We start from the raw sequence: 11944 nt of genomic DNA, 5'->3' as shown, positions 1-11944 counted from the left end.
CCGTGGCTTTTCTGCTTTGATGGAGCCATGCCCACCCCCCTCAAGCGCCTCCTGGTTCTTGCCTGTGCGGCTTCATCCAGCGTGTACGCGGGTTCTGAGCCCCAAGCCCAGGCGTCGGGCTCCAACTGCGGTCATGACAGCGTCGCGGCCTTCCCCATCGAAGCCGGGAGCCTGCCGACGCCCTTGGCGTCCGCAAGCCTCGCGCTCCTGGCGCTGGAATGAGTTCCGGATGCCAGGCGGGCGCGGCAGCCTCCCCTGGAGCGGCTGGGACACTGGATGATTCCGGAACCGGTTCTTGTAATGCGTGGCTCTGGGTCCTGAAGAGGATCGCAAGCCTCCTCCTTTTCGGATGCCTGTGCCTCATCGCGCATGGGCAGGAAAGCCTTGATTCCCGCGCCGCAGTCCTCGAGCGGATCTTGGATCGGTTCTACCGGGGCGAACGGCTGGAAACCGCCATCGACCGTTCAGATGCAGGGATACAGAAATACAATGCCCATGCACAGGAACTTCAGAAAACGCTCCTCGCGGAGCGCTCCAACCTGGATCGCATGCTGGCTTCCGTCGAAGCGATCCAGGCCCAGCTGAAAGCAGCTGACCTCGAGCTTCGCGACCCTGGAGATCGGAGCAGCCGGGAGGCTTTGAAACGCAAGGTGGATGCGAGAAATGCCCTCGCCTCAAAGCTCGCAGAGCAAAGCGCCAAGGCCCGGTCCGCCCTAGACGCCCACAACGCCATGGTGACCCGCACTCAACAGGAACTGGAAGAGCACCGGAAGCGGGTGATGGCCGTCCAGGCTGCCGTGAACGGGCGCCTCGCGGCGTTCAAGGCATTTACGGAATCAGGGCAGGACGTGGCCTTCTTCCTCGACCTCAACCGGCTGCTGGCGGACATTCGCCAGGGGCTGCGGGATAAGCCCGGGGATCCCGCGCTCCAGGAGCGATTGAACCGGATCCGGGGGTTCCGGCGCGAATTGGCGGCGTGGGCCATCGTGGGGCAGGCACTGAAAACCAACGGGTTGGTGATTGTGGAAGCCCTGGTGGGGGATGAGCCCGGGTGGTTCATCGTGGATACGGGCGCCATGGATACCATCGTGAACGAGGAAATGTTGGATGCCCTCGATCTGGGGAGAAGCCTCGGAAGGGAGACCTCCCTTTCCGTAATAGGTGGTCTGCGTGTCAAAGGTCTGAGCTGCAGAATTCCGCAGCTCACCGTTGCCGGCCAAACCCTGACGGAGGTGGCAGCCTCTGTGGTGCCCCCTGCAGAAGTCGGCGTCGACGGGTTATTGGGCCAAAGTTTTCTTAAAGCATTTGTTTACACCATTGATGAAAAGGCCCCTACCAAGCTAATTCTCATTCGTAGGTAAGCAATTGAATTGAGGGGCAGGCTAAAGGAATTCATACTTAGGAGCCGATCCATTCATCACCATCTTTATCTTTGGCCGGTGACAATATGCTGCGCCGAGTTTCCGCTGAACTACCAAGTGACACGGCCCTGCCGCCGGGGCTGAGGATCCGCCCGATCCAGCACTCGAGCGCGCCTCCAAACCGGAGGTTGACGTTGGCTCTGACCACCGCGACTTGGTCCCTCCTTTTGGGCATGGCGCTTTGGTTGGTCGCTGGCCGGGGGAATCGGGTCCCGACACCGTCGGCTCTCCCGAAAATGGTTGCTCTGATGCTGTACGAAGGGGGAGATGGCGAGCCCGGAGGGGGAACTTCGGGGGGTGGGAGGGCAGCGCAACCTACCGAGTCCGACGGCAAACCCATGCTGCCGAGGGTGAATGCCATTGCTACGCACCTTGATGTTGCGGAGGATGTCTCCGAGGAATTGCCGCCGCGAGACGATGAGCTCACCAGGCACAGGGAACCATTGAGTTTCACACCCCACTTGGTGTCCTCTTTCGGCGATGGCGGCGGCATTGGGGGTGGATGGGGCCACGAGATCGGAAACGGCCTCGGATCTGGCCGTGGACGCGGGCGCGGAAGCACCCGGATTTACTCCGCGCGCGGCGAGGAAGAACTCAAAGTTCATGTCGATTTCCTGGACATGCGACATTACGTCGCGCCGGCCTATCCGGCCAAGGCACAGGCGCAGCACATCGAGGGCATCGTGGCGATCGCTGTCACCATCGACCCCGATGGCAACCCGATCAGATGGCACGTGGTGGAGGGGCATCCCTTGCTGGCCGAGGCCACCTTGGCGGTTTTTCCTCGTTGGCACTTTATCCCCGTCGTCCACAACGGAGAAAAGGTGGGCGCCTCCTTCGAGGTGCGCGTCCGGTTCACGCTGAAATACTATTGATGCCAAGGGCAAACGGGTTCAGCGGCACGTGGTGGATGGAGGTCCATTGTGAGTGGAGGTGGCTCTGGGCCTTGCTCTGGTGGCGCGTCGCTCCGCTCAACCCCAGAGAAGGGGTAGCCCTGTCGTAATCTGGAGAGATGCTGTCCGATCCCTTCCGCTTCGATGGCCGCGTCCTGTTCCTGTCCGAGGATCCGGAGAAAGTAACCCGCCAACTGGCGGGCGAAGACTTGGATTTGGCTGAGGCCGCGCCGTTGCGGGACCAGATCAGCACCGACGAGATCACGCCCGCTTTCATCTGCTACCACTTCGACGAGAAGCTGGGCGATTTCCCGTACCTCGGCCTGAAGTGCGGCGACAGGTTCCCCGTGAAGGAGGGCGCGGTGCGTGCCGGCGGGTTCGCCGTCAGCGCGGCGGGCAGGCGCCGCGGAAAGGGAAGCAGCCGCGAGGCCAGTCCCTACGCGGAGTGGTGCGCGGGAATCCGCTTGGTGATTGCGGAGAGCTTCGAGCGCATCTACCGCCAGAACTGCCAGAACCTGGGCCTCCTCACCAGCACGGATTTCGGCCTGGTCCCGCGCATCCGCCGCGGCGAGGCCATTCCCCTATCGGAGTTCACCGAGGGCCTCGATCCCGTCACCGCCGAGATCGTCCGCCGCGGCGGGCTGTTCGCCTACAACGCCGCGCGGATGAAAGGTGAAGTGGCGCCCCCGCTCCCCCCGCGCGAGGGTCGGCCCATGACCTACGCCGAGAAGCTGCTGGCCCGTCGCGCGGTGGTGGATGCCGTCGCGGGCGCCGTGGGCCTTCCGGCGGTGGCGTCCGGCGACGGGCTGTTCGTCCGAGCCGACTGGCGCTTCAGCCACGACTACGTGACCCCGATGGCAGCGAGCTTCCTGGAGAAGGCGCTGGGACCCGGCGCGATGCTCCGCGACCCTGACAGCATCCTGGCCTTCCGCGACCACCTCACGTTCCTGTCCACCAGCATGAAGCCCGAGCACCGCGCCCACGGCCTCCTGGCCGTGGCGGACCGCCTGAAGCCCGCCCAGGAGGCCTTCTGTGCGAAGCACGGGATCCGCCTCCACGGCGAACTGGCGGATGGCTCCGGAAGCGAAGGCATCTGCCACGCGATCATGACGGAGCGGTACGCCCTCCCGGGCCAAGTGGTGGTGGGCACCGATTCCCACACGCCCCACGCCGGCGCCCTGGGGTGTCTTGCCTTCGGGATCGGCACCACCGACATCGCCAACGCGTGGGTGACGGGCGACGTGCGCGTCACAGTCCCGCCCACCCTCCGCGTGCGCCTGGAGGGCCGCCTCCGCCCGGGAGTCTCCGCCAAGGACGTGGCCCTGCATCTCCTGGCCCAGCCGTTCATCCGCGAGGGTGGGGCGCTGGGCCATGTGGTGGAGTACGTCGGCGAGGGCCTACGCGATCTCGACACCGACGAGCGGGCCACCCTCACCAACATGGCCGCGGAGATCGGCGGCTTCACCGGCCTGGTGGCGCCGGACGCCGAAACCGTGCGTTTCATCAAGGAGCGGCGGGGCGTGGACGTGGTGCTGGAACCCTGGATGGCGGGCGACGAGGACGCGCAGTATGCCCACACGCTGACCGTGGACTGCGCGGCGCTGGGGCCGATGCTGGCGCGCCCCGGCGATCCCGGGAATGGCGTGGCCCTGGCGGACTTGGACGAGGCCGTGCCCATCCACATCGCGTACCTCGGCAGCTGCACGGGCGGGAAGCGGGAGGACCTCCGCCGGGCCTTCGAGGCAGTGAAGGGCGCCGCGGCCGAAGGGCGGCGGGTGCCCGATGGCGTGAAGTTCTACGTGCAGTGCGGGAGCGAAGCCGTCCGCCGCCACGCCGAGGCGGAAGGTTGGATCGCGGCCTTCGAGGCCGTGGGCGCCACGGTCCTGGGCAGCGCCTGCGGCGCCTGCATCAACGCCGGGCCCGGGGTGTCCACGGATCCCGACCAGGTCACCATCAGCGCCATCAACCGCAACTTCCCCGGCCGCAGCGGCCCCGGCCGGATGTGGCTCGCCAGCCCCGCCACCGTCGCCGCCAGCGCGCTGGCCGGCCGCATTGTGGGAGCGGGGGAATGATCGATCCCGTCCTCGCCGCCCGCTACCGCACGCTCATTCTGGGCCGCCAAGATCGGCCGGGAGCGCCGATCCTGGCGGCCGGCGCGCGAGTGCTCGTGGTGGACGCCGGCCGCCAGCGCGCGGGCCTTCTGGAGGGCGAAGCCTTGGTGTTCGAGGCTCCGGTCTCCACGGCTTTGAACGGTCTGGGTTGCGAGGAGGGCTCGTACCGCACTCCCACGGGCTGGCACCGCATCCACGCCCGCATCGGCGCGGGAGCGGTGGCTGGGACCGTGTTCCGCGCGCGGGTCGCCACGGGCGAAGTCTGGCGCGGCGAGCCCCGGGACGAGGATCTGATCCTCACCCGCGTCCTCACTTTGGACGGGCTGGAGGAGGGTTGGAACCGCGGGCCGGGACGGGATTCCCTGGAGCGGTTCATCTACCTGCACGGCACGAATCAGGAATCCCAACTGGGCCATCCGGTGTCCCACGGTTGCGTGCGATTGTCGAATGCCGCGGTGGCGGAGTTGTTCGATCACATGGCGGAGGGAGATCCCGTGCTGATCGCGGAGGGGCTCCCCGGCGACGGTCTGGGGCTGGGGCGCCTCCACTTCGCGGGCGTGGCGGGAAGCGGGATGAGTGCCCTCGCCCAGTTTGCGGCGATGAAGGGCGGGCGGGCCAGCGGCAGCGACCGCAGCTTCGACCGCGGCCAGCGTCCGGATGCGCGGGTGAAGCTGGAGGCCCTGGGCGTGGCGATCTTTCCCCAGGACGGCTCGGGGCTGGAGGGCGATTGCGCGGGATTGGTGGTGTCCACGGCGGTGGAGGACGACACGCCTGACGTGGCCGCCGCCCGGCGCCTCGGCGTGCCGGTCCTGCACCGTTCCGAGCTGCTGGCGCACCTGGTGGCGCGCCACCGCACCGTGGCGGTGACGGGCACCAGTGGGAAGTCCACGGTCACGGCCATGGTCTTCGAGCTGCTGCGCGGCGCGGGCCTAGATCCCTCCGTCATCACCGGCGGCGACCTGGTGGCGCTGCAGCGGCGCGGCCTGTGGGGCAACGCCTGGGCGGGCGGCTCCGATCTGCTGGTCATCGAGGCGGACGAGAGCGACGGGTCGGTGGTGCGCTACCGCCCAGCGGTGGGCGTGATTCTGAACCTCCAGAAGGACCACAAGGAGATGGCGGCGGTGGCCGAGATGTTCCGCGTCTTCCGGGGCCGGGTCGGCGAGGCCGCGGTGGTGGGCGAGGCCGCGAACCTGCGGGAATTCGCGCCGGGAGCCACGCTGTTCGGCTTCGGTGCGGACGCGGAGATTCGCGCAGAAGACCTCCGGCTCGAACCGGCGGGCTCCTCCTTCACCGTGGATGGCGTTCCATTCCGCCTGCCCGTTCCGGGTCGCCACAACGTGGAGAACGCTCTGGCCGCGTTGGCGGCGGGCCGCGTGCTGGGCGTCCCCCTGGAAAAGCTGGCGGCCCCTCTGGCTGCGTTTGAGGGCGTGGGCCGGCGGTTCCAGGTGCTGGGCGAGCGGCGCGGCGTCACGGTGGTGGACGACTTCGGCCACAATCCCGCCAAAGTGGCAGCCTCGCTCCGCGCGGCGCACCTCCGCACCGCCATCAGCGGCGGACGGGTCCTGGCCGTTTTCCAGCCCCATGGGTTCGGCCCTTTGAAGTTCCTGCGGCAGGATTTCGTCGAAGCCTTCGTCGCCGAGCTGGCGCCCCAGGACCGTTTATGGCTCCTCGACGTCTACTACGCCGGCGGCACCGCCGCCAAGGACATCAGCAGCGCCGATGTGGTGGCCGACCTCGCCGCCCGCGGCGTAGCCGCAGAGCACGCCCCTTCCCGCGCGTGGCTGGCGGAGCGCCTCGCCGCCGAAGCGCGGCCCGGCGATCTGATCCTCGTCATGGGGGCGCGGGATCCGTCGCTCACCGACTTGGCCAGGGCGATTCTTGGGGGACTGCGCGCTTGAGGGAAAGCTGCTTTTTTAACCACGGATGACGCAGATTTCGCAGATGAAAAACGGATGCGGCTTGATCTGCGCCATCGGCGTCATCTGCGGTTAAAAACAAAACCCTTCGCTCCGCGGTACCCTGGGGCATGGAACCCACCACCCTCCGCGCCGTGATGGCCGCGCTCCGGAAGCCGGAGACGGGCTGCCCCTGGGACTTGAAGCAGGATCATCAGAGCCTGGCCCGCTACCTCCGCGAGGAGGCGGCGGAGGTGTTGGATGCGCTGGCGGCGCACCGGCCCGGCGACGCGGCCACGGAGGCCCATCTCCGGGAGGAGCTGGGCGATCTGTGGCTCCAGATCGCCTTCCATGCCCAATTGGCGGCGGACCGGGGGGCCTGGGACCTGCACGACGTGGAGCGGACCGTGGTGGAGAAGCTGGTGCGCCGGCATCCCCACGTGTTCGCCGAAGTGGCGGTTTCGGGCAGCGAGGACGTGCTGGCCAACTGGGCCGCCATCAAGCGCGAGGAGAAGGGGCTGCCTCCGGACCAGGAGCCGCGCCTACTGGAAGGCATTCCCGCCGCGCTGTCGCCGCTGGAGGAGGCCCTGGAGATCGGCCGCCGCTGCGCGAAGGTGGGCTTCGAGTGGCCCGATCTGGAGGGCGTCCTCGACAAGGTGAAGGAAGAGGTGGCCGAGCTGCAGGCGGAGTCGGATCCCCAGCGGGTGGAGGAGGAATTCGGCGACGTCCTGTTCAGCCTCATGCAGTGGGCGCGGAAGAAGGGCGTGGATCCCGACGCCGCCCTGCGCCGCCAGATGCTCCGCTTCCGGGACCGGTTCGCCGCGGTGGAGGATGATGCCCGCGCCCATGGCGGCTGGGAGCACCGGACCCTGGATGAGATGGAAGCGGCCTGGCAGGCGGCCAAGCGCCGCGCGAAGCCGTGATTCCCGTCGCGCTTCTCCTCGTCCGCAACGGCCCGCCTCCGCCGCCGTGGGTGATCCTCTTCGCGCCGATCTTCTTCTTCCTGGGATCGGCGCTCACCCACCGGATGCTGGGGATTCCGGCGCTGTACGCGGCCTTTCCCGCGGATAGGTCAGATCCCATCGAGGCCAACCTGGGATGGCTGCAGACGGACTTCCGGACCTTCCGGGGCCACACGCCGATGTCCTACAAGGCCGGCCGCCGCTGCCTCCACCTCAGGCAGCCCTTTCCCTTCCAACCCGCCTGGTGGCGCGGGCCGGCGTCGATTCCATGGAACGTGATCCGGATCGAGAAGGAGATCGACGCCTCCCGCTGGAGCTTCCTGGGCGCGGCGGAGTTCCGGCTGGGCGAGGGAGGCCGGGTGATCCGACTCCGCGGGCGTGCCGCCCGCACGCTCCAGGCCAAGGTCCTGGAGAAGCAGGGGCGGGGCGCCGTCGCGCCGATTCCTTCGGACCGGGCGATCCGGCCGCGCTGAGGATCCAGGAAGAAAAGATCACCACCAAGACGCCAAGACACCAAGAAAAGCGGACTTCTTTCCTTCTTCGTGCCGTGGTGTCTTGGTGGTGAAAGATCCTTTGCCATTCGCGGCTCACACCGCTTCGGCGATGGCCTTTCCCATGTCGGAGGTGCTGGCGGTTCCGCCCATGTCGGGGGTGCGCGGGCCTTTCGCCAGCACCGTTTCGATGGCGGCCAGGACGGAGGCGGCGGCTTCGGAGCAGCCCAGGTGGTCCAGCATCATGGCGCCGGCCCAGATCTGGCCCACCGGATTGGCGATGCCCTTCCCGTAGATGTCGGGCGCGGAACCGTGGACGGGCTCGAACATGGAGGGGAACTCCCGCTCGGGGTTCAGGTTGGCGCTGGGGGCGATGGCGATGGTGCCGGTGCAGGCGGGGCCGAGGTCCGACAGGATGTCGCCGAACAGGTTGGAGCCCACCACCACGTCGAACCAGTGCGGATTGCGGACGAAGTGGGCGGCGAGGATGTCGATGTGAAACCGGTCCACCTTCACGTCGGGATAGCCCGCGGACATGGCCTCCACCCGCTCGTCCCAGTAGGGCATGGTGATGGCGATCCCGTTGGATTTGGTGGCCGAGGTGAGGTGCTTCTTGGGCCGCGACTGGGCGAGGTCGAAGGCCACCTTCAGGATGCGGTCCGTGCCCTGGCGGGTGAACACGCTCTGCTGCACGGCCATCTCCTGGTCCGTGCCCTCGTAGAGGCGGCCGCCGATGCTGGAGTACTCGCCCTCGTTGTTCTCGCGCACGACGATGAAGTCGATGTCGCCTACTTCCCGCCCCGCGAGGGGGCAGGGCACGCCGGGCATGAGCTTCACGGGACGCAGGTTGGCGTACTGGCGGAAGCCGCGGCGGATGGGGATCAGCAGGCCCCACAGCGACACGTGGTCCGGCACGCCGGGGAATCCGACCGCGCCCAGGAAGATGGCGTCATGGTGGCGGATCTGGTCGAGGCCGTCCTCGGGCATCATCCGGCCCGTCCGAAGATGGTATTCGCAGCTCCACGGGAAGGTGTCCCACCGGAACCGCAGGCCGTGCTTCCGGGCCGCGGCCTCCAGCACGCGGATGCCCTCCGGAACCACTTCCTTGCCGATGCCGTCGCTGGGGATGACGGCGATCCTGAACTCGCGCACGGGAACCTCCCTCCCGCATGCTGCCAGAAGAACGCCCCGCGGCGCGGGGCGTTCCGGAGGGCGGCGGGGGCTCAGGCCAGGAGCTTGGACAGCCCGAAGGCGACGCAGGTGGAGACGCTGACGCCGATGAGGCCGGGGATCATGAAGCTGTGGTTGAGGAGGAACTTGCCGATGCGCGTGGTGCCGGTGCGGTCCATGTTGATGGCGGCAAGGTCGCTGGGGTAGAAGGCGAAGAAGAAGTAGGCGTAGCTCGCGGGGATCAGGCCCAGCAGCAGCGGCGTCGGCAGGCCCAGGGCGTAGCCGAAGGGCAGCATGATGGTGAGCGTCGCGGCCTGGCTCTTGACGAAGGCCGACACGGCGAACATGGCCAGGGCGAAGGTCCACGGCGCCACCTGGACCATGGCCTTGATGTTGGCCACCAGGTAGCTCTCGTTGGCCTTGATGAAGGTCTCGCTCATCCACGCGATGCCGAAGATGGAGACCACGGCGATCATGCCCGCGATGAACACGCTGGATCGGGCGATCTCGGGGGCCTTCACGTCGGTGGCGAACAGGATGAAGGCGCCGAAGGCCAGCATGATGATCTGCACCACGGTGGTCATGGGGATGGCCTTCCCGTTCATCAGGGGCAGGATGCCGGGCTTGAGGGCGATCAGGACGATGGTCAGGACGCCCGCGAAGAACAGCCCCACGGACAGCTTGGCCTTGAAGGGGATCACCTTGTCCAGGGTGGTGACGTTGGCGTCCAGGGCCTTGGCGAAGTCGGGATCCTTCATCCGCTCCAGGAACTCGGGGTCCTCGTCCAGTTCCTTCCCGCGGTTGTAGCTCCAGGCCGCGGCGGCCAGGACGCCGACGATGCCGGCGGGCAGGGTGATCCGGATGATGTCGAACAGGCCTACGGGATGCCCGTTCTTGGCGGCCATGGCCAGGAAGGTGGTGACAGCGGCGGCCACGGGGCTGGCGGTGATGCCCATCTGCGACGCCACGCTGGAGATGGCCATGGGGCGCTCGGGCCGGATGCGCGTCTTGAGCGCCACGTCGGAGATCACCGGCAGCAGCGCGTAGACGGCATGGCCCGTGCCCACGCACACCGTGAGCAGGAAGGTGGAGAGCGGCGCCAGGATGGTCACCTGCTTGGGGTGGGCGCGCAGCAATCGCTCGGTGAGCTGCACCAGGTAGTCGAGGCCGCCCGCCACCTGAAGGGTCGCGGACGCGGTGACCACGGCAAGGATGATCAGCATCACGTCGATGGGGGGCGTGCCGGGCGCCACGCGGAAGACCAGTACCAGCGCGGCCACGCCGAGGCCGCCGATCAGCCCGAGGGCGACGCCGCCCCTGCGGATGCCGATGAGGATGGCGCCGAGGACGAGGAAGAACTGCACCCAGAACATCAATGCGGGGGACATTTCGATGGCTCCTGTTCCCAGGGCCCGTGGTCTGACCACCCCCTGTGACGACAGAGGGTAGCAGGGGAAAGCGGCCCGAACGATCAAAGATGATGATGAGGTGTGAAATGAATCACACCCCGCCGGGAATCCCTCCGTTCTCCGCGCTTCGGCGGGGGACGTTAGGATGGCGGAACCTCGGATGCCGCCTTGAACGCCCTGCCTTTCCACCTCGTGACCCTCACCCATCCCGACTGGGAAGCGGCCCTGGCCTGCGCCAAGCGCCTGCCGGCGGACGCCCTGCCGGAGCTGCGGCTGGACCTCTTCCCCGACGCGGATCCCGAGGCTCTGGTGGATGCGTTGAAGCGCCGCTGTCTGGTGACGTGTCGCCGCATGTCCGAAGGGGGCCAGTGGCCCGACGCCGACGAATCCGAGCGCCTGGCCCGCCTCGCCAAGGCCGTCCGGGGCCGTCCCGCCTGGATGGACCTGGAGTGGGACCTGCCCGTGCCGGCGGAGATCCAGGCCGCGCGGACCCACGTCCGGCTGCTGCGCTCCGTCCACGTGGCCCCCGGGGTGTTCGACCTGGAGGCGCGCGTGAAGGCGCTGCCGGACGGCGAGGCCTTCAAGTGGGTGGGGCACGCGGGCCGCCTGGGCGACAACGGGCGGCTCCGGGCGCCCCTGGCCTGGGCGCGGGACCACGGGGTGGCGCTGTCGGCCTTCCTGATGGGCCCCAAGGGCATCGCGGGGCGCGCCATGCAGGCGGCCTGGGGTGGGGCGTTCACCTATGCGGCCCCGGACGACGGCCCGCCCGCCGCGCCGGGCCAGCTTCCTTTGGAGACACTCCGCGCCTGGCGCTGCGCCCGGCTCCATCCGGGCTACGGCCTCTGCGGCGTCATCGGGGAGCCGGTCCTGCATTCGCGCGGACCGGCCTTCCACAACCCGCGGTTCCAGCGGGCCTACAAGGACCTCCTCTACGTGCCCCTCCTCTGCGGCGACGCGGAGGAAGCCGCCGAGGCGCTGGAGGCCCTCGGCATCCTGGGACTGAGCATCACCGCGCCCCTGAAGCGCTCCCTTCCCGCGGCGCTGGGTCTGGCGGGGCCCCTCAATACGCTGTGGCGGCGGGCGCCCGGCGATCCTTGGGAAGGCGCCAACACGGACGCCGAGGCCTTTGGACAGTCCCTGTCCCGTCTGGCTCCCGGCCCGGTGCTGCTGCTGGGCTCTGGCGGCGTGGCCGAAACCACCCGCGCCGTGCTGGAAGCGGCCGGCCGGCCGGCGCTCCAGGCCTCCCGCCGGGATCCGGTCCTGCCCGCGGCGGTGGCCGCCTTCGCGCCCGCCGGCGTCGTGCAGGCCACGGCCCTGGGCATGGCGGAGGAGGATCCCGCGCCCTTTCCCGACCTGCTGGACGCTGCCCGTTCCACCGCGCGGTGGGCGGTGGAGTGGATCTACAAGGAGGACACCGCCTTTGCTGCCTGGGCCCGGGACGCGGGCCTGGCGCTGGTCTCCGGCGGGAGCCTATTCGAGGCCCAGGCCGAGGGCCAGAGCCGGCGGTTCGTCGAGGGGTGCGGGGGAGAGTAGAGGACGCTGAGAGCCAGAAAATTCGCCGCGAGTGATTTTTTGATTGATTTCATATTTCT

The 11944-nt window shown here is 68.3% G+C and carries 10 protein-coding genes; 8 read left to right on the top strand and 2 right to left on the bottom strand.

Annotated elements, in window-relative coordinates; genetic code table 11:
• Positions 1-27 precede the first annotated feature (27 nt).
• The 7 genes from RAH39_RS09250 (at position 28) to RAH39_RS09220 (ending at position 7755) form a co-directional block, all read left to right on the top strand.
• Complete coding sequence (locus RAH39_RS09250; protein ID WP_306589810.1) at positions 28-222, top strand: hypothetical protein; 195 nt, start codon at positions 28-30, stop codon at positions 220-222.
• A gap of 194 nt (positions 223-416) precedes the next feature.
• Entirely contained in the window at positions 417-1361 is a 945-nt protein-coding gene (locus RAH39_RS09245) for a retropepsin-like aspartic protease (RefSeq protein WP_306589809.1), read from the top strand.
• Between the two features lie 398 nt (positions 1362-1759).
• Entirely contained in the window at positions 1760-2296 is a 537-nt protein-coding gene (locus RAH39_RS09240; protein WP_306589808.1) for an energy transducer TonB, read from the top strand.
• Positions 2297-2433: 137 nt separating this feature from the next.
• On the top strand, positions 2434-4386 hold the full coding sequence (locus RAH39_RS09235) for an aconitase family protein (RefSeq protein WP_306589807.1): 1953 nt from the start codon (positions 2434-2436) through the stop codon (positions 4384-4386).
• Complete coding sequence (locus tag RAH39_RS09230; protein ID WP_306589806.1) at positions 4383-6323, top strand: glutamate ligase domain-containing protein; 1941 nt, start codon at positions 4383-4385, stop codon at positions 6321-6323. The genes RAH39_RS09235 and RAH39_RS09230 overlap by 4 nt, the downstream gene beginning before the upstream one ends.
• Positions 6324-6451: 128 nt before the next feature.
• A complete protein-coding gene (gene mazG / locus RAH39_RS09225) occupies positions 6452-7243 on the top strand; it encodes a nucleoside triphosphate pyrophosphohydrolase (RefSeq protein ID WP_306589805.1) in 792 nt (263 codons plus the stop codon).
• Positions 7240-7755 carry a hypothetical protein gene (locus tag RAH39_RS09220; protein ID WP_306589804.1) on the top strand — a complete coding sequence of 172 codons (516 nt, stop codon included), beginning with the start codon at positions 7240-7242 and terminating at the stop codon, positions 7753-7755. Before mazG ends, RAH39_RS09220 begins: the two co-directional genes overlap by 4 nt.
• A 114-nt stretch (positions 7756-7869) precedes the next feature.
• Here RAH39_RS09220 and RAH39_RS09215 read toward each other — a convergent pair whose 3' ends face one another.
• Complete coding sequence (locus RAH39_RS09215) at positions 7870-8925, bottom strand: tartrate dehydrogenase (protein WP_306589803.1); 1056 nt, start codon at positions 8923-8925, stop codon at positions 7870-7872.
• Between the two features lie 71 nt (positions 8926-8996).
• A complete protein-coding gene (locus RAH39_RS09210; protein ID WP_306589802.1) occupies positions 8997-10331 on the bottom strand; it encodes an anaerobic C4-dicarboxylate transporter in 1335 nt (444 codons plus the stop codon).
• A 189-nt stretch (positions 10332-10520) separates the two neighbouring features.
• Between RAH39_RS09210 and RAH39_RS09205 the strand changes: the two genes are divergently transcribed.
• Positions 10521-11885 (top strand): bifunctional type I 3-dehydroquinate dehydratase/shikimate dehydrogenase, encoded by a 1365-nt coding sequence (locus tag RAH39_RS09205; protein WP_306589801.1) that lies wholly within the window; start codon positions 10521-10523, stop codon positions 11883-11885.
• Positions 11886-11944: the final 59 nt, after the last annotated feature.

It is taken from the genome of Geothrix sp. 21YS21S-4 (genome assembly GCF_030845995.1).
GTDB lineage: Bacteria > Acidobacteriota > Holophagae > Holophagales > Holophagaceae > Geothrix.
The sequence above is the reverse complement of the archived record's forward strand: the minus strand, read 5'-3'. Positions and strand labels throughout refer to the sequence as shown.

Bases quoted from the DNA above. Each gene is read 5' to 3' on its own strand.
- RAH39_RS09250 (WP_306589810.1), top strand. From the start codon at position 28: ATGCCCACCCCCCTCAAGCGCCTCCTGGTTCTTGCCTGTGCGGCTTCA.
- RAH39_RS09240 (WP_306589808.1), top strand. From the start codon at position 1,760: ATGCTGCCGAGGGTGAATGCCATTGCTACGCACCTTGATGTTGCGGAG.
- RAH39_RS09235 (WP_306589807.1), top strand. From the start codon at position 2,434: ATGCTGTCCGATCCCTTCCGCTTCGATGGCCGCGTCCTGTTCCTGTCC.
- RAH39_RS09230 (WP_306589806.1), top strand. From the start codon at position 4,383: ATGATCGATCCCGTCCTCGCCGCCCGCTACCGCACGCTCATTCTGGGC.
- mazG (WP_306589805.1), top strand. From the start codon at position 6,452: ATGGAACCCACCACCCTCCGCGCCGTGATGGCCGCGCTCCGGAAGCCG.
- RAH39_RS09210 (WP_306589802.1), bottom strand. From the start codon at position 10,331: ATGTCCCCCGCATTGATGTTCTGGGTGCAGTTCTTCCTCGTCCTCGGC.